This window comes from Streptomyces canus (assembly GCF_001514145.1).
GTDB classification, from domain to species: Bacteria; Actinomycetota; Actinomycetes; order Streptomycetales; family Streptomycetaceae; genus Streptomyces; species Streptomyces canus.
In genome coordinates this window covers 168,345-184,388 of the sequence record NZ_KQ948668.1, presented here as the reverse complement: position 1 = coordinate 184,388, position 16,044 = coordinate 168,345, and the positions used below count along the sequence as shown (strand labels likewise).

At 71.2% G+C, this 16,044-nt stretch carries 18 protein-coding genes and 1 pseudogene; 8 read left to right on the top strand and 11 right to left on the bottom strand.

Annotation, left to right across the window (positions count from 1 at the left end; genetic code table 11):
- Nucleotides 1-27: 27 nt before the first annotated feature.
- The 4 genes from AQJ46_RS34960 to AQJ46_RS34945 all read right to left on the bottom strand — a co-directional run bounded on the left by AQJ46_RS34960 (nucleotide 28) and on the right by AQJ46_RS34945 (nucleotide 4,041).
- Nucleotides 28-1,242: an acetyl-CoA C-acetyltransferase gene (locus AQJ46_RS34960; RefSeq protein WP_057610171.1), complete on the bottom strand. Its 1,215-nt coding sequence runs from the start codon at nucleotides 1,240-1,242 to the stop codon at nucleotides 28-30.
- A gap of 19 nt (nucleotides 1,243-1,261) precedes the next feature.
- Nucleotides 1,262-2,404 carry an acyl-CoA dehydrogenase family protein gene (locus AQJ46_RS34955; protein ID WP_059209367.1) on the bottom strand — a complete coding sequence of 381 codons (1,143 nt, stop codon included), beginning with the start codon at nucleotides 2,402-2,404 and terminating at the stop codon, nucleotides 1,262-1,264.
- 10 nt (nucleotides 2,405-2,414) lie between these two features.
- Nucleotides 2,415-3,551 carry a CaiB/BaiF CoA transferase family protein gene (locus tag AQJ46_RS34950; protein WP_079072540.1) on the bottom strand — a complete coding sequence of 379 codons (1,137 nt, stop codon included), beginning with the start codon at nucleotides 3,549-3,551 and terminating at the stop codon, nucleotides 2,415-2,417.
- A gap of 109 nt (nucleotides 3,552-3,660) precedes the next feature.
- Nucleotides 3,661-4,041 (bottom strand): MmcQ/YjbR family DNA-binding protein, encoded by a 381-nt coding sequence (locus AQJ46_RS34945; protein ID WP_059209482.1) that lies wholly within the window; start codon nucleotides 4,039-4,041, stop codon nucleotides 3,661-3,663.
- A 90-nt stretch (nucleotides 4,042-4,131) separates the two neighbouring features.
- On the opposite strand from AQJ46_RS34945, the gene AQJ46_RS34940 reads away from it, so the two are divergent.
- Nucleotides 4,132-5,310: a saccharopine dehydrogenase family protein gene (locus AQJ46_RS34940; protein ID WP_059209365.1), complete on the top strand. Its 1,179-nt coding sequence runs from the start codon at nucleotides 4,132-4,134 to the stop codon at nucleotides 5,308-5,310.
- Between the two features lie 7 nt (nucleotides 5,311-5,317).
- On the opposite strand, the gene mmpA is transcribed toward AQJ46_RS34940, so the two are convergent.
- Both mmpA and AQJ46_RS34930 read right to left on the bottom strand, forming a co-directional pair.
- Nucleotides 5,318-5,476: a morphogenic membrane protein MmpA gene (gene mmpA / locus AQJ46_RS56355; RefSeq protein ID WP_086723806.1), complete on the bottom strand. Its 159-nt coding sequence runs from the start codon at nucleotides 5,474-5,476 to the stop codon at nucleotides 5,318-5,320.
- Between the two features lie 98 nt (nucleotides 5,477-5,574).
- Nucleotides 5,575-6,264, bottom strand: coding sequence for an endonuclease V (locus tag AQJ46_RS34930; protein ID WP_059209363.1), 690 nt, complete (start codon nucleotides 6,262-6,264; stop codon nucleotides 5,575-5,577).
- Nucleotides 6,265-6,306: 42 nt separating this feature from the next.
- Between AQJ46_RS34930 and AQJ46_RS34925 the strand changes: the two genes are divergently transcribed.
- Entirely contained in the window at nucleotides 6,307-6,603 is a 297-nt protein-coding gene (locus AQJ46_RS34925) for a YciI family protein (protein ID WP_059209362.1), read from the top strand.
- A 3-nt stretch (nucleotides 6,604-6,606) separates the two neighbouring features.
- Here AQJ46_RS34925 and AQJ46_RS34920 read toward each other — a convergent pair whose 3' ends face one another.
- Nucleotides 6,607-6,936 carry a hypothetical protein gene (locus AQJ46_RS34920; protein ID WP_059209361.1) on the bottom strand — a complete coding sequence of 110 codons (330 nt, stop codon included), beginning with the start codon at nucleotides 6,934-6,936 and terminating at the stop codon, nucleotides 6,607-6,609.
- A 50-nt stretch (nucleotides 6,937-6,986) separates the two neighbouring features.
- On the bottom strand, nucleotides 6,987-8,099 hold the full coding sequence (locus AQJ46_RS34915; RefSeq protein ID WP_225887470.1) for a WD40/YVTN/BNR-like repeat-containing protein: 1,113 nt from the start codon (nucleotides 8,097-8,099) through the stop codon (nucleotides 6,987-6,989).
- Nucleotides 8,100-8,340: 241 nt separating this feature from the next.
- On the opposite strand from AQJ46_RS34915, the gene ssgD reads away from it, so the two are divergent.
- Nucleotides 8,341-8,757, top strand: a complete 417-nt coding sequence (gene ssgD / locus AQJ46_RS34910; protein WP_057610164.1) for a spore wall synthesis regulator SsgD — start codon at nucleotides 8,341-8,343, stop codon at nucleotides 8,755-8,757.
- 63 nt (nucleotides 8,758-8,820) lie between these two features.
- Here ssgD and AQJ46_RS52780 read toward each other — a convergent pair.
- A pseudogene (locus AQJ46_RS52780) lies at nucleotides 8,821-8,949 on the bottom strand (isocitrate lyase/phosphoenolpyruvate mutase family protein); the annotation flags it as partial.
- A 37-nt stretch (nucleotides 8,950-8,986) separates the two neighbouring features.
- Nucleotides 8,987-9,634: a GOLPH3/VPS74 family protein gene (locus tag AQJ46_RS34905; protein ID WP_059209360.1), complete on the bottom strand. Its 648-nt coding sequence runs from the start codon at nucleotides 9,632-9,634 to the stop codon at nucleotides 8,987-8,989.
- A gap of 284 nt (nucleotides 9,635-9,918) precedes the next feature.
- Here AQJ46_RS34905 and AQJ46_RS34900 point away from each other — a divergent pair, with 284 nt between their 5' ends.
- Nucleotides 9,919-11,541: an ABC-F family ATP-binding cassette domain-containing protein gene (locus tag AQJ46_RS34900; protein WP_059209359.1), complete on the top strand. Its 1,623-nt coding sequence runs from the start codon at nucleotides 9,919-9,921 to the stop codon at nucleotides 11,539-11,541.
- On the opposite strand, the gene AQJ46_RS34895 is transcribed toward AQJ46_RS34900, so the two are convergent.
- Nucleotides 11,510-12,226 carry a MerR family transcriptional regulator gene (locus tag AQJ46_RS34895; protein WP_059209358.1) on the bottom strand — a complete coding sequence of 239 codons (717 nt, stop codon included), beginning with the start codon at nucleotides 12,224-12,226 and terminating at the stop codon, nucleotides 11,510-11,512. The genes AQJ46_RS34900 and AQJ46_RS34895 overlap by 32 nt on opposite strands.
- 51 nt (nucleotides 12,227-12,277) lie before the next feature.
- Here AQJ46_RS34895 and AQJ46_RS34890 point away from each other — a divergent pair, with 51 nt between their 5' ends.
- From AQJ46_RS34890 to AQJ46_RS34875, 4 genes are all read left to right on the top strand, one after another.
- Nucleotides 12,278-12,712, top strand: coding sequence for a DUF6194 family protein (locus AQJ46_RS34890; protein ID WP_059209357.1), 435 nt, complete (start codon nucleotides 12,278-12,280; stop codon nucleotides 12,710-12,712).
- Between the two features lie 129 nt (nucleotides 12,713-12,841).
- A complete protein-coding gene (gene ddaH, locus AQJ46_RS34885; RefSeq protein WP_057610159.1) occupies nucleotides 12,842-13,618 on the top strand; it encodes a dimethylargininase in 777 nt (258 codons plus the stop codon).
- A 207-nt stretch (nucleotides 13,619-13,825) separates the two neighbouring features.
- Nucleotides 13,826-14,806: an acyl-ACP desaturase gene (locus tag AQJ46_RS34880; RefSeq protein WP_059209356.1), complete on the top strand. Its 981-nt coding sequence runs from the start codon at nucleotides 13,826-13,828 to the stop codon at nucleotides 14,804-14,806.
- Nucleotides 14,807-15,218: 412 nt separating this feature from the next.
- Nucleotides 15,219-15,980 carry an IclR family transcriptional regulator gene (locus AQJ46_RS34875; RefSeq protein ID WP_059209355.1) on the top strand — a complete coding sequence of 254 codons (762 nt, stop codon included), beginning with the start codon at nucleotides 15,219-15,221 and terminating at the stop codon, nucleotides 15,978-15,980.
- The last annotated feature ends 64 nt before the right edge of the window (nucleotides 15,981-16,044 follow it).

The following is a 16,044-nucleotide window of genomic DNA, read 5'->3' as shown; positions in this document are numbered from 1 at the left end:
GTGATCCGTCGTATCCGTGGGAGGGGGTCAGATGCGCTCGACGATGGTGGCGATGCCCATGCCGCCGCCCACACAGAGCGTGGCGAGGCCGTACCGCTTGTCCTGGCGCTCCAGTTCGTCGATCAGGCTGCCGAGGATCATGGCGCCGGTGGCACCGAGCGGGTGGCCGAGCGCGATCGCGCCGCCGTTGACGTTGACCTTGTCCAGTGACAGGCCCATGTCCCGCACGAAGCGCAGGACGACCGCCGCGAAGGCCTCGTTGATCTCGACGAGGTCGATGTCGTCGATGGTCAGTCCGGCCTTGGCGAGTGCCTTGCGGGTGGCGGGCGCGGGGCCGGTGAGCATGATGGTGGGTTCGGAACCGGAGACCGCCGCGGACACGATCCGCGCGCGCGGGGTGAGGCCGTAGCGCTCGCCGACCTCCTGGGAGCCGATCGCGACCAGCGAGGCGCCGTCCACGATGCCGGAGGAATTGCCCGCGTGGTGGACGTGGTCGATCTTCTCGACCCAGTGGTACTTCTGCAGGGCCACGGCGTCGAAGCCGCCGAGGTCGCCGATGTCCGCGAAGGACGGCTTGAGCTTGCCGAGGGAGTCGGCGGTGGTGCCCGGTCGCAGGTGCTCGTCGTGGTCGAGGACGGTCAGGCCGGCGCGGTCCTTCACCGGGACGACGGACCGGTCGAAGCGGCCCTCTTTCCAGGCCGTGGCCGCGCGCTCCTGCGAGAGGGCCGCGTATTCGTCGACGTCACGGCGGGAGAATCCCTCGATCGTGGCGATCAGGTCGGCGCCGATGCCCTGCGGCACGAAGTTGACGGCCAGGTTGGTCATCGGGTCGTTGAACCAGGCGCCGCCGTCGGAGGCCATCGGCACCCGGGACATGGACTCGACGCCGCCCGCGAGGACCAGGTCCTCCCAGCCCGAACGCACCTTGGCGGCCGCCATGTTGACGGCCTCCAGGCCCGAGGCACAGAAGCGGTTCTCCTGTACGCCCGCGACCGTGTCCGGGAGTCCGGCGGCGACGGCGGCGATCCGGGCGATGTCGGAGCCCTGGTCGCCGACGGGGCCGACGACGCCGAGCACGATGTCGTCGACCGCGGCCGGGTCCAGGTCCGGGAAGCGGGCGCGGATCTCGTGGATGAGTCCGACGACCAGGTCGATGGGCTTGGTGCCGTGCAGGGCGCCGTTCGCCTTGCCGCGGCCGCGCGGGGTGCGGATCGCGTCGTACACGTACGCTTCGGTGCTCACGGGAAGCCTTTCGGGAGAGTCAGCTCAGGAGGGAACGACCGATGATCTCTTTCATGATCTCGGTCGTGCCGCCGTAGATGGTCTGGATACGGCCGTCGGTGAAGGCCTTGGCGACCGGGTACTCGCTCATGTAGCCGTACCCGCCGTGCAGTTGGAGACAGCGGTCGGCGACCCGCTTCTGGAGCTCGGTGGCCCACCACTTGGCCATGGAGGCGTGGACCGCGTCCAGTCCCCCGTCGGAGTGGTCCTCGACGCACCGGTCGACGAATGTCCGCGTGACCGCGCACTCCGTGGCCATCTCGGCTATCTCGAACCGGATGTGCTGCTTGGTGGCGAGCGGCCGGCCGAAGGCCTCGCGCTCCTTGACGTACTCGGTGGTGATCTCCAGGAGGTGTTCGGCGGCGGCGATCGCGGAGACGGCGATGCTCAGCCGCTCCTGCGCGAGGTTGGTCATCAGGTGCCCGAAGGCGCCGTTGTGTTCGCCGAGGAGGTTCTCCTTCGGCACGCGCACGTCGTGAAAGAACAACTCGGCCGTGTCCTGGGCCTTCTGGCCGATCTTGTCGAGGTTGCGGCCGCGCTCGAAACCGTCCATGCCGCGCTCGACGACCAGCAACGACAGTCCGCGGGCACCGCCCTCGGGCGTCGTCCTGGCGACCACGATCACCAGGTCGGCGATGATCCCGTTGGAGATGAACGTCTTGGAGCCGTTCAGCAGCCAGTGGTCGCCCCGGTCCTGCGCGTGTGTGCGGATGCCCTGGAGGTCGGAGCCCGCGCCGGGCTCGGTCATGGCGATGGCGGTGACGAGCGAACCGTCACAGAAGCCGGGCAGCCAGCGGCGCTTCTGCTCCTCGGTGGCGAGGGCGGTGAGGTACGGGCCGATGACGTCGTTGTGCAGTCCCAGGGCGAGGCCGGGAGCACCCGCGCGCGTGAACTCCTCGGCCAGGACGGTGGCGTAGCGGAAGTCGGTCGTGCCGCCGCCCCCGAACTCCTCGGGCACGGCGAGTCCGAGCAGGCCCTGCTTGCCGGCCGCCCGCCAGGCCTCGCGGGAGACGATGCCGTCCTTCTCCCACTGCTCGTAGTGCGGCAGGACCTCCCTGGCCAGGAAGGCGCGCACGGTCTCGCGGAACGCGTCGTGCTCGGGGGTGAAGAGCTGCCGCTTCATTCGGGGCCTTTCATTCGGGGCCTTCCAAAAGTTCCGGTACGCCCCAGTCGCGTGCCACGTCCGCGGTGTCGGCGCCGGCCCTGACGGGCCCCGTGCGGACCGCCGTGGGGGTCGCCGAGAAGCGGGGTGCGGGCACGGGCTGGGTGATGCCGCCGTGGTCGGTGAAGGTGCCGCGGGCGGCCAGGTGCGGGTGGTGCGGGGCCTCGCGCAGCGACAGGACGGGCGCCACGCACGCGTCGGTGCCCTCGAAGACTTCCGTCCACTCGTCTCTCGTACGGGTCTTGAAGCGGGCGGTGACCGCCTCGCGCAGCTCGCCCCAGCGGGTCCAGTCCTTGCGGGCGTCCTCGAAGTCCGGCAGGCCGAGCAGGTCCAGGAACAGGTCGTAGAACTGCGGCTCCAGCGCGCCCACCGCCATGTACTTGCCGTCGGCGGTCTCGTAGGTGCCGTAGTACGGGCAGCCGCCGTCCAGGAGGTTGGCGCCGCGCCGGTCCTGCCAGCCACCGGCGGCGGTCATGGCGTGGATCATCGCGGCGAGGTGGGAGGTCCCGTCGACGATGGCGGCGTCGACGACCTGGCCGGTGCCGGTCGCGCGCGCGTGGTGCAGGGCGGCGAGGACGCCGACGACGAGGTACAGGGAGCCGCCCGCGTAGTCGCCGAGGAGGTTGGCGGGGACGGCGGGGGGCCGGTCCGGTTCGCCGATCATGCCGAGGGTGCCGGTGAGCGCGATGTACGCGATGTCGTGGCCGGCGCGCTGGGCGAGCGGCCCTTCCTGGCCCCAGCCGGTCATCCGGCCGTAGACCAGGGCGGGGTTGCGCACGTGGCAGTCCTCGGGGCCGACGCCGAGGCGCTCGGCGACTCCGGGGCGGTTGCCCTCGATCAGGATGTCGGCGCGGGCGGCGAGGTCGAGCACGCGCGAGGGGCCGTCCGGGGCCTTGAGGTCGACGACCACCGAGCGTTTGTTGCGATTGGTGATGTCGTAGGCGGGGTTGATCGACAGGGAGACGCCGCCCGGGCGGGACACGTGGACGACGTCGGCCCCCAGGTCGGCAAGGAGCATGGCGGCGAACGGGCCGGGCCCGATACCGGCCAGCTCGACCACGCGTACGCCGGCGAGCGGGCCGCGCCCGGGCGTCGTTGCCGTTGTCATCCAGCCCCCATTGGCGTGACACAACTGATGTAACACCAGTGATGCTATGAACGCGTTCCAGTGGACACAAGACCTGAGCGAGCAAGCGCTTAGCCAATTATGGGCCCGGTCACCGGGCGTCGAGCTCCGCTATCAGCCGCTTCGGCGCGATCGCGCGGTAGCTCTCCTCGACCCAGTCGCACAGCAGGTCCGCCGCCGGGGAGCCCTTCTCCGCGAGCGGGACGCGCACCCAGCCGGCCTTGCCCAGTCCGTACCCGGCGGGCTCGGCGCCCGGGGAGGTCAGTGCGTGGGCGTGGGCCTCCGCGTCCTTGAGCTTCACCGTGACGCCCATCGGGTAGCTGCCGTCGCTCACTCCCAGGAAGACGAAGACCTTCTTGTTGACCTTGGCGACGGTCTCGCCCCAGGGGAACTCCTCCGTGGTACCCGGCAGCCCCAGCGCGAATTCGCGCACCTTCTCCCACGTCTGCAGGGCGTTCCTGGGCACGGCCACCGTCCCACCTCCGGCCTCGTCGTCGGGCTCCGCAGTCTTCACGCTAGCCTCGGCCACCGACAACGGCGCGCGGCGGGATCCAGGAGTGTCATGAGCAGGCTGAAAAGGGCGGACCGTCCCTACGACATCGTGCTCTTCGGAGCGACCAGTTTCGCGGGAGTGCTCACCGCGGAGTACCTCGCCGCACACGGCCCGGAGGATCTGCGCTGGGCGATCGCCGGCCGCAGCGAGGACAAGCTCCGGGCACTGCGCGAGAAGCTGCCCAAGGGCACGGCCGTCGGGGTGCTCACGGCCGACGTCTCGGACCCGGAGTCGCTGCGCGCCCTCGCCGACCAGGCGCGCGTGGTCGCCACGACGGTCGGCCCCTATCTGACGTACGGCGAGGAGCTCGTCGCCGCCTGCGCGGACACGGGTACGGACTATCTCGACCTCTCGGGCGAGCCGGAGTTCGTGGACCTGATGTACGTCCGGCACGACGCACGCGCGCGTGAGACCGGCGCACGGCTGGTGCACGCGTGCGGGTTCGACTCGATCCCGCACGACCTGGGGGCGTACTTCACGGTCCGGCAGCTGCCGGAGGGCGTGCCGCTGACCGTCGACGGGTTCGTGACCGCCGACGCCACCTTCTCCGGCGGGACGTTCGCCTCGGCGTTGAACCAGTTCGCGCGGGGCCGGCAGATGATCGCCGCCGCACGGGACCGCGGACGGCACGAGCCGCGCCTGGTGGGCCGACGGGCCACCGCGCCGACCGGAACACCGCGGTACGCCCAGGAGATCGGCGCCTGGGCCCTGCCCCTGCCGACCATCGACGCGCAGATCGTCCGCCGCTCCGCCAAGGCCCTCGAGCGCTACGGCCCCGACTTCCGCTACCGCCACTACGCGGCGGTACGGCGGCTGCCCATGGCGGTGGGCGGGGTCGCGGCCGTGGGCGCGCTGTTCGCGGCGGCCCAGGTGCCGCCCGCCCGGCGCTGGCTGTCCAACCGGGTCAAGCCGGGTGACGGGCCGAGCCCCGAGAAACGGGCGAAGAGCTGGTTCACCGTGCGCTTCGTCGGCGAGGGCGGTGGGCGCCGGGTGTTCACCGAGGTCGCGGGCGGCGACCCGGGATACGACGAGACGGCGAAGATGTTCGCCGAGTCGGCGCTGTCCCTGGCCTTCGACGACCTGCCGGAGACCACCGGTCAGGTCACGACGGCGGTGGCGATGGGGGACGCGCTGATCGAGCGGCTGCGACGGGCCGGAATCACCTTCCGGGTGGCGTCGAGCCGGTGAGCACGCGTCAGAAGGACCAGCCGGCCACCGTGTAGATCATCCCCGCTATCCAGCCGAGTCCCGCGAGCACACCGAGGACCAGCGCGGCGGTCACCGCACGCTCGACGGGCCGGTTGGGGTCGGCGAGGGGCTTGGGAGAACGGTGGGTCATGCGGTGCGTCGTCATGCGGGACAGCCTGCCGATCGCACCGGGGTGCGCACATCCGTACAGGTACTCAGACGACGTACTCAGTCCCCCTGGCTCGGTCCGCTCCTGGAGCGCGGTCAGGCGGTCGCCTCCCGCAGCGCCTTCCGGCACAGCGCGTCCGCCCTGCGGGTCGTCTCCGGGAGCCGGTACGCCGGCGTGAGGGCGAGGGTGTGGGCGCAGGCGTTGTCGAGGCTCACGCGGTGGCCGACCGAGACGAAGACCGGCTTCACGGCCTCGCGGGTCCGCAGGGCCCGGCCCACCTCCTGCGCGTCCGCCAGCAGCGGTGCCCACGCGCCACGCCGGGCGCCGGGATCGTCGTAGGTGAAGGCGAACGGGTTCTTGGCGACGCCGATCGTCGGCAGACCGGTGAGCACGCCCAGGTGGCTCGCGAGGCCGAAGCGGCGGGGATGGGCGAGGCCGTAGCCGTCGCAGACGACCAGGCCGGGCGGATCCGGCAGGGCGCCGAGGGCGGCGAGGACCGTGGGGATCTCGCGGAACGCGAGCAGGCCGGGGACGTACGGAAAGGAGATCCGCCCGACGGCCGTGGCCTCGGCGACGACGTCCAGCGTCGCCGCGTCCAGCACGACGGCCGCCGCCGCGACGACGTCCCGTTCGTCGTCGTAGGCCACGTCGACCCCGGTGACATGGCCGGTGCCGGGGGGCGGGCCGGGCTCGTCGAGGACCGTCCTCGCCCTCAACTCGTCCTGGACCGCGCGGGCCTGCTCCTCGGTCGCGGGCCAGCCCGCGGGAATGTCTACGGTCGTCATGGTGGGGACGAGGGTACGGCGGGACGGCGTACCCTCGCGATCATGTTCGTACTGGAGCTGACCTACACCGCCCCGCTCGATGCCGTGGACGCCGTGCTGCCGGCGCATGTCGCCTGGCTGGACGAGCAGTACGGGCGCGGCGTCTTCCTGGCGTCCGGGCGCAAGAACCCCCGCGACGGCGGGGTGATCATCGCCGTCGCGGAGGACCGCGCGCGGATCCAGGAGACCGTCGCGGGTGACCCGTTCGTCGTGGCCGGGGTGTGCGCGTACCGCGTCACCGAGTTCGCCGCGACGAAGACGGCCCCCGCGCTGGAGGAGTACCGCGAGACCCTGGACTGAGGGTCAGCCCTTGCCGTCCAGGGCACGCTGGAGCCGGCTCTTGTTCATGTCCGAACGGCCCTTGACGCCCTTGCGTTTGGCCTCCTCGTAGAGCTGGTCGTAGGTCGGCCCCTGGGAGCCCGTGCCGGACCGCCGGCCGCCCCGCTTGCCCGAGGACATGTCCTGGGTCGAGGTGCGGCCGACGGTCTTGGACTCGCCGGACCGGGCGCGTTCCTTGTTGACCGTCCGCGCCGCGATCTCCTTGGCCCGTCCGGTGCTCTCGCCCCGGTCCTGGACGCTCTCCTTGATGTGCTCGTACTGACGCTCGCGCTTGGAGCTCGAACCGGCCGGCATAGGGGATCACTCCTTTCGCCATCGGCGACCGGGTACCCACACTCCGCCCCTCAGCCCTCCAGACGTGCCACCCGTCCCTTCTCCCCGGCCGCCCAGCAGCCGCCGTCGACCGTGCAGTCCACGGTGTCGTACGAGCCGGTGTCGACGGTCCGCCAGGTCCGGCCGCCGTCCCTGGTGAGGTCGGTGCCGGTGGGGCCGACCGCGAGAGCGGCGGTGCGGCTGTGCGGGAGCCAGGCCACTCCGGAGCGGTAGCCGTTCACCGGGGCTGCGGCGGGCCGCCAGGCGGCGCCCCCGTCGCCGGTTCGGGCTGCGGCCTGCGGCGAGCTCTGGTCGGGGCGGTAGTCGCCGCCGACCGCGAGTCCGTGCGCGCGGTCGCGGAAGGCCAGCGCGAAGACACCCTTGGCCGGGTCACCCGCCGGGATCGGTGTGTCGGAGGCCGTCCAGGTCAGCCCCCGGTCGGCGGAGTGCAGTACACGCGCGCGTGCCGCCCCGCCGGTGGCCAGCCAGACGTCCCGCGGCCCGGAGCTGACCAGGCACTGCCCGCTCGCCGCGAAGCCGGCCTCGCCGTCGAGCGCGGCCGGCATCCCGGTGTTCGGCAGCACCTTCCAGGAGCGGCCGCCGTCGGAGGTCGACAGGATGCGGAACTTCCCGTCCACCGGGTCGCTCATGGCGAGGCCGTGGCGGTGGTCGAAGAAGGTGAGGCAGTCGTAGAAGGCCTTGGCGTCGGTGTTGCGGAAGGACTCGGTCCAGGTCGCGCCGCCGTCGTCGGTGCGGTACACGCGGGACGCCTCGCCCTCTCCGATGGCCAGGACCACGGCCCGGCGCGCGTCGAAGGACTCGATGTCGCGGAACTGGAGTTCGGCGGTGCCGGGGGGCGAGACGTTTCGCCAGCTCGCCCCGCCGTCCGTGGTGCGCAGCACGGTGCCCTGGGTACCGGCCAGCCAGGCGGTGTCCCTGCTGACGGCCGACAGCCCGCGGAACCGCACCTCGGGGGTGCCGGTGTCCTTGAGCTCCCAGTGCGGGGTGCGGCCGTCGGGACCGTGTGCCTGGGCCGGTACGGCGGCCAGGGCGGCCAACGCCGCCGCACAGGCCACCCCCACGGCGATGGTGCGGCTCGTCAGGCCCAGCCGTCTCTTGCCTCGCGTGTTCCCCAAGCGCCTCATGGCGGGCGAAGCTAGCCCACGCTCCCGGCGCCGTCCAGATGCCCTCGGCCGTCGGCCCGGTCGTGCGGGATCGCCACAACTGCCTCTCGGGGCACGGGAAGAGGACTGAATCACACCTGTGCATGAAGACGGTGACAGAGGTCACTCGACTTTCGTGTACACGGATTGGCTCATTCCGTCGTCTCTTCCAGTGCCCGTCCTCACTCCGAAGCCCCACCGGCCGTCACAAGGGAGCAAGGCGTTGTCCACCGTCATCGAGCAGCCCGTCGAGGCCCGTCTCGTCGCCGCGGCACCGCGGATGCCGAGCATTCCCGCCACATTGCACTACGACCGCTGCGATCCGTTCGCGGTCCGTATGACCTTCCCCGCCCCGGCCACCCTGGAGGGGGTCGAGGTCTGCTGGACCTTCAGCCGCGATCTGCTCACCACCGGCCTGCACGAGCCCGATGGCCACGGCGACGTCCGGGTGCGGCCGTACGGCTACGACCGCACCGTTCTCGAGTTCCACGCCCCCGAGGGCACCGCCGTCGTGCATGTACGCACGGGTGAGCTGCGCCGGTTCCTGGAGGCGACGAACGACCTGGTGCCGACCGGCCTGGAGCACCTCCAGCTCGACCTCGACCACGACCTGGCGGAACTGATGCGGGACGCCTACTGAGGCGGGCCACCGAGGAGGGCGTTGAGGTCGCCGTGGTTCGAGCCCGTCGGCCGGCGCGTCCTACGCCATGACGTTCAGCGGTCCGTCCACGCAGTCGGCGAGGAGTTCGACGGTCTCCGGGTCGACGGCCCCGGGGACGAAGATCCCGTCGGCACCCGAGGCGAGGGAGGCGGCGGCCCGCTCCAGAGCTCCAGGGTGAGGTCCTCCCCGGTTGCGGCCATGCCGGTGTTCAGGCCCCGGCCGAGGCCTCCGTCACCGCCCCGCGCAGCTCTTGGACGACCTTCCGCAGTGCCGGGGCCGCCTGCCCGCTGCGCTCGATCAGCTCCTCCGCCCGGGTGCCGTGCGACTCCTTGCGGGGCAGCAGGGTCCTCAGCCCGGCGGCGGCCGCGAGCGCGACGACGGCCGCGTCCCGGTCGGAGAGGTCCACGGCCGGGACCGGCCCCCGCAGGATCCCCCGCGCCTCCTCCTGGAGCGCCTCCACCGCGGCCGGGCGCGCCAGGTCGTACTCGACCGTGGGGAAAAGCCCCAGGGCCCGCCTCTTCCGCGCCCGCAGCCATCCCCCGGCGGCGAGTTGTTCCCGTACGGCGTCCAGGGTGATCCGGGTGTGCAGCGTCACCCAGGACCGCCACCGGTGCGGCCGGGATTCGCGGACCAGTTCGAGAAGCCCGTCCAGGACGGCGTCACCGGTGGACGCGTCCATGTCGACCGGGGTCGCGATGCCGTCGTCGTCGAGGAGCAGCCCGCGCTGGGCCAGCTCGGTGAGCGCACCGGCCCGGACCAGCTGGGGGATCCGGGTGGCACCGGTGACATCGGACTTCGAGGTGTCCCAGGCCAGCAGGTAGAGGTGGGCCGGCAGGGAGAGCGGACCGACGGGCACGGGGCCTCCTGGGGAGCATTAACTCGTTGACAGCCCTGCGGCCGCCTCGTACGTTGTACAACGGTTCTGTTGTCGTCGATCGGAGAAGGACGTTGCTCGTCTGAGGTCCTGAGACACCGTGTCACACACCTGTGGTGTGTGCACTGCGTGCGACCTCGGCACACGAGCCGTTCCGACGAGCCGGGCCCTGTCCCCGCCCTCCGGTTTCCTCTCTGGCCTCCGTCGCCGCGGGTGTCTCGATACGCGTTTGCCCCTTCTCGCTTCGAGCAACCGCGGAGACTCGTATGTCTACTTCCATCACCTGCACCTCGCTCGCCTTCTCCTGGCCCGACGGCACCCCTGTCTTCGAGGGCCTCGACATCGCCTTCGGCCCCGGCCGGACCGGTCTCGTCGGCGTCAACGGGTCAGGAAAATCAACCCTGTTGAAGCTCATCGCCGGTGAACTCACCCCGGCCGACGGTGCCGTACGGGTGGCGGGCGAGGTCGGTTACCTCCCGCAGAACGTCACGCTCGACACCGGCCTGAAGGTCGACGAGGCGCTCGGCATCGCCGCGCAGCGCGCCGCCCTGCACGCCATCGAGGCGGGTGACGTGGCCGAGGAGCACTTCGAGACGGTCGGTGACGACTGGGACGTGGAGGAGCGGGCCCTGGCCACCCTCGGCGAACTCGGGCTCGGCCACATCGAGTTGGACCGCGGGATCGGCGAGGTCTCGGGCGGCGAGTCGGTGCTGCTGCGGCTGGCGGCGCTGCTGCTGCGCCGCCCGGACGTCCTGCTTCTCGACGAGCCCACCAACAACCTCGACCTGTACGCCCGCAGGCGCCTGTACACGGCCGTCGCCTCCTGGCCGGGGGTCATGGTCGTGGTCAGCCACGACCGCGAACTCCTCGACCTGGTCGACCAGATCGCCGATCTGCGCTCCGGGGAGGTCACCTGGTACGGCGGCAACTTCTCCGCCTACGAGGAGGCTCTGGCCGTCGAACAGGACGCGGCGGAGCGGATGGTGCGGGTCGCCGAGTCCGACTTCCGCAAGCAGAAACGCGAACTGGTTGATGCTCAGGTCAAGTTGGCCCGGCGCAAGCGGTACGGCCAGAAGATGTTCGAGCAGAAGCGCGAGCCGAAGATCGTCATGGGGGCGCGCAAGCGGTCGGCGCAGGAGTCCGCGGGCAAGCATCGCATCATGCACGAGGAGAAACTCGCCGAGGCCAAGGACCGGCTCGACGAGGCGGTGGAGGCCGTACGGGACGACGACGAGATCCGCGTCGACCTGCCGTACACGGCCGTGCCGCCGGGCCGTACGGTGCTGACCCTCATGGACCTGGAACTCGCCTACGGCGCACGGGTGAAGGGCGGCCTCGATCTGCGGGGCCCCGAGCGGGTCGCGCTGATCGGGCGCAACGGCGCGGGCAAGACGACGCTGCTGCGCACGATCGCCGGGGAACTGGAGCCGGTGTCGGGCGAGGCGACGGCCCATGTCCCGCTCCGCTTCCTGCCCCAGCGCCTGGACGTCCTCGACGGCGAGCTGTCGGTCGCCGAGAACGTGGCCCGGTTCGCGCCGGGCGCCACCAACAACCGGGTGCGGGCCCGTCTCGCCCGCTTCCTGTTCCGGGGCGCCCGGGCCGACCAGCAGGCGTCGACGCTGTCCGGCGGCGAACGCTTCCGGGCGGCCCTGGCCGCGCTGATGCTGGCGGAGCCCGCACCTCAGCTGCTCATGCTCGACGAGCCGACGAACAACCTCGACATGGCGAGCGTGCGGCAACTGACCTCGGCCCTGGAGTCGTACGAGGGCGCGCTGGTCGTGGCCAGTCACGACCTGCCGTTCCTGGAGTCGATCGGCATCACACGCTGGCTGATGCTGGACGGTGGGCTGCGGGAGGTCACTCCGGAGGCCCTGGAGTTCCCCGCGTAGGGTCCGCGGCGGTGACGACGGCCGCCAGATCCGCGCCCGCCCGGAGCAGCGCCACGCTCCGGGCGGCGAGCCGATCGAGCCGTTCCCGAAGGATGCGCCGGGCGTCCTCCAGTCCGTCGGGTCCGTCCAGTGAGCCCATGACCTCGCGCACGGCCGGAATGCCGTAACCGCCGGCGCGCAGGGCGGCGACGACCCGTGCGGCCCCGATGGCCGCCGGCCCGTAGCGACGCGCGCGCAGGGTGGTCACCCGCTCGGGGAGCACGAGCCCTTCCTGCTCCCAGAACCTCAGGGTGGAGGACCGTACGCCGAGCGCCTCCGCGAGCTGCGTGATGGTCATGGAGTCGTCGTCCCGGCCGTCCTCTTCGGCCTGGATCCCCTGGAGCGCCCGCTGGGCGCGCAGCGCCTCCTCGCGTTCCCGCGCAAGCCGGGCGTGGACCCCGTCGACCGCCGCGGCCGCCTCCGCGATCGTCGCCATCCGCAGCTCGGCGAGCAGGCGCCGGGCCTCGACGGGGCCGACGGCACCGGCGAGTCCTCGGTAGGCGCGCAGGGCGTGCACGTGGAGCGGCGTGTAGGAGCGGTAGCCGTTGTCCGACCGTGCGGCCGGCGGAATCACCCCCAGCCGCTCCAGGTCGCGCACCTGCTGCACCGAGTACCCGGACGCCCTGGCGACGTCTGCTGTGCGCATTGTCCGGCCAACCCCACACAAGCACTTGAAGGTCACGCTTGAACCATGAGTATGGAGCAGATCATCGCGACCGTGCGCGGCTTCGAGGGGGCGCTCGTGGTCGTCCCGGAGCCGGGTGGGGACTTTCCCGAGATCGCGTGGGGCGACGCGTTCTTCTACTACGCCCCCGACGGGGTGATGCCCCGGACCACACAGCCGTACGGCACGATCGTCACCAAGAACTACCCCGACGACAGCGCGTCCGACCTCGACCCGCCGGGCCGCTGGCGGGTCAACGTCCATGTCGGCCGGACGGCGCTTCCGGGACTTGCCGGGGGACGGTACGCCCTCGCGGCGGCCGACGTGGTGCTGCCGCACCCGGTCTACGGCCCCCTCGGCTGGATCTGCGTCGTGAATCCCGGCGAGCGGACGACCGGGACGGTCGTGCGACTGCTGCGTGAGGCCCACGAGGCGGCACGCGCGCGTGCGGCGCGGCGGCGCTCGTGAGCCGTGGCGCGTCTCAGGAGGGCCACAGCCTGACGCCGGGGGTTTTGTCGACACGGACCGGCGCTGCATGATGGCTGACCGGCGCCCGTCACGGGTGCCGCCCCTGTCCCGCCGATACGGAGTTCCCTCGTGCCCAGCAAGAAGGCCCTCGTCCGCCGCCCCAGCCCGCGCCTCGCCGAAGGTCTGGTGACGCACGTCGAGCGGGAGAAGGTCGACGTCGACCTCGCGCTCGAACAGTGGGAGACGTATGTCGAGGCCCTGCGCGCGCACGGCTGGGAGACCGTCGAGGTGGACCCGGAGGACGACTGCCCGGACTCGGTGTTCGTCGAGGACACCGTGGTCATGTACAAGAACGTCGCGCTGATCGCCCGCTCCGGCGCGGAGTCCCGGCGCGAGGAGACCATCGGCGTCGAGGAGGCCGTGGCGCGCCTGGGCTGCTCGGTGAACTGGATCTGGGAGCCCGGCACCCTGGACGGCGGCGACGTGCTGAAGATCGGCGACACGATCTACGTCGGCCGGGGCGGGCGTACCAACGCGGCCGGCGTCCAGCAGCTGCGGGCCGCCTTCGAGCCGCTCGGGGCCCAGGTCGTCGCCGTACCGGTGAACAAGGTGCTGCACCTGAAGTCGGCAGTCACCGCGCTGCCCGACGGAACCGTCATCGGGCACATCCCCAAGGTGGACCGGCCCGCGCTCTTCCCGCGCTTCCTGTCCGTGCCCGAGGAGGCCGGCGCCCACGTCGTCCTGCTCGGCGGCCCCAAGCTGCTCATGGCGGCGAGCGCGCCGAAGACGGCGGAGCTGCTCACCGACCTCGGTTTCGAACCGGTGGTGGTCGACATCAGCGAGTTCGAGAAGCTCGAAGGCTGTGTGACGTGTCTCTCAGTCCGACTGCGGGACCTGTATGCCTGATCGGGCGTGCGCGTCATTCCCCACGGCCCCGGACCTGCGGTTCCGGGGCCGCTTGTCATGCCCGGGAAACACCGCTGATCAGCGGCCTTTACGGCCCTCTTAACCTACGGTGTCGTAACCTACGGTTTCGTAGCCTACGATTCCGTAGGTTCCCCGGCACCGCTCGCCGATCCCCTCAATTGTTCGCCGCGTCCCCCTGGAGCACCTGTGACGATCACTTCCCCTCACCTCGGCAGCCCGTCCTCCGCCTGGACCGACGCGCGACTGCTGTACGCGCTGGAGGAAGTGGTCGAGCAGGAACTCAACCGGCATCTGAAGGTCACCAAGGACTGGATGCCGCACGAGTACGTCCCGTGGAGCGACGGCCGCAACTTCCCCGGTTTCTTCGAGGACGGCGAAGCCTGGGAGAAGGGCCAGTCCAAGGTCACCGAGATCGGCCGGATCGCCCTCGTCGTGAACCTCCTCACGGAGGACAACCTCCCCAGCTACCACCACGAGATCGCCTCTCTCTTCGGCCGCGACGGCGCCTGGGGCACCTGGGTGCACCGCTGGACCGCCGAGGAGGGCCGGCACGGCATCGTGATGCGCGACTACCTGCTCGCCTCGCGCGCGGTGGACCCGGACAAGCTGGAGCAGTTCCGGATGGCCCACATGAGCGAGGGCTTCGAGTCGGACAACCGCCACTCGATGCTGCACTCGGTGGCCTACGTCTCGTTCCAGGAGCTCGCGACCCGCGTCTCGCACCGCAACACCGGTCACCAGTCCGGGGATCCGGTCTGCGACCGCATGCTGGCGCGCATCGCCACCGACGAGAACCTGCACATGGTCTTCTACCGGAACCTGCTGAAGGCGGCCTTCGAGCTGGCGCCCGACCTGACGATGATGGCGGTGCGCGACGTCATCGTGAACTTCCGGATGCCCGGCCACGGCATGCCCGGCTTCGAGCGGGCCGCCGCGCAGATGGCGATCGGCGAGATCTACAACATGCGCATCCACCACGACGACGTCATCCAGCCCGTCCTGCGCTTCCTCAAGGTCCTGGAGATCGACGGTCTCGGCCCCGAGGGCCTCAAGGCCCAGGAGGAACTGGGTCTGTACATGAGCGGCCTGGACGCGGAGGCGTCGAAGTTCGACGAGAAGCTGGCGGCGCGCAAGGCGCGCATGGCGGCTCGCGCGGCAGGAGCCTGACGCCCATACGGCCGGTCCGCCCCATATCCGGTGCGGGCCGCCCGCACCGGAATTCCTGATCGGCCTGATCGACGCCGCCGCGCGGGTACGGCGGCGGATCGGCGCGCCGCTCAAGGGCGCGAACGAACGCCGGGCCGCACACGCCGCCCTGAAGCTCGACGCGGCCGTGTACCGGCACGGTTCGGCCGACCCGACGATGCGGGGCGTGCCGTTCGGTCCGGGCCGCGCGGACCCGCTGCCCTGGACACCGTCCCGCGCAAGCACGCGGACCAGCCGCCGGTGCCGCAATGTCGGTGCCCGGATGGGTGGAGGGTGCGGCGCTTGAGCATGGCGTGCAGCACGTCGGTGCGGCGGCAAGCCGAGAAGGGGCGCGTGCCTTGCCTGCGTCGAGCGCTCGGCGCACGCTGGTCGTATGGGTGCTCACGACGGTGGCCCTACGCTCATCACCTCCGTGCAGCGTGCCCTCCGCCTGCTGGAGGCGGTGAGCGCGCACGAGAACGGTGCGCCGGCGAAGAAACTGGCACGTGAGACGGGACTGCCCCTGGCCACCGCCTATCACCTGCTGCGGACGCTGGTCCACGACGGATACATACGAAAACTGGACGACGGCGGGTTCGTCCTGGGCGACAAGCTGCAGACGCTGCACACCACGAGCCGCGGGCAGGCGTTGCTCAACCGCGTCCGCCCCACGCTCGCCGCTCTGCGGGACGACCTCGCGACCGCCGCCTACCTCACCTTCTACGAGGAGGGCGAGATTCGAGTCGCCGAGATCGTCGACGGCCCCCAGGCGCCCCGTGTCGACCTCTGGGTGGGATTCGAGGACGCGGGGCACGCCACCGCGTTGGGCAAGTCCGTGCTGCGAGAACTGGATGACGCCTCGCGCAAGGACTACCTCTCCCGGCACGCCCTCGCCGACCTCACACCACGGACCATCACCAGCCATCCGGAACTGCTCCGGCGACTCGACTCCTCACCCGTGGCCCCGGCCGTCACGGACCTGGAGGAGTACGCCCTCGGTACGGTCTGTGTCGCCGTGCCCGTCTACAACGGGGACACACTCGGCTCGCTCGGCGTCTCACTGCGGGCGGACCGGCTCTCACGACTCGAGGAGATCCTGGCGCGGCTGATCCCGGCCGCGAGTCGCGTGACCAGGGGTCTCTCGCTCACTATCTGAAAACCCCCTCCTTGTGGCGCCCGAGTCATACCTCTTTCCTGGACGAAAGAGACATTTCAGCAAC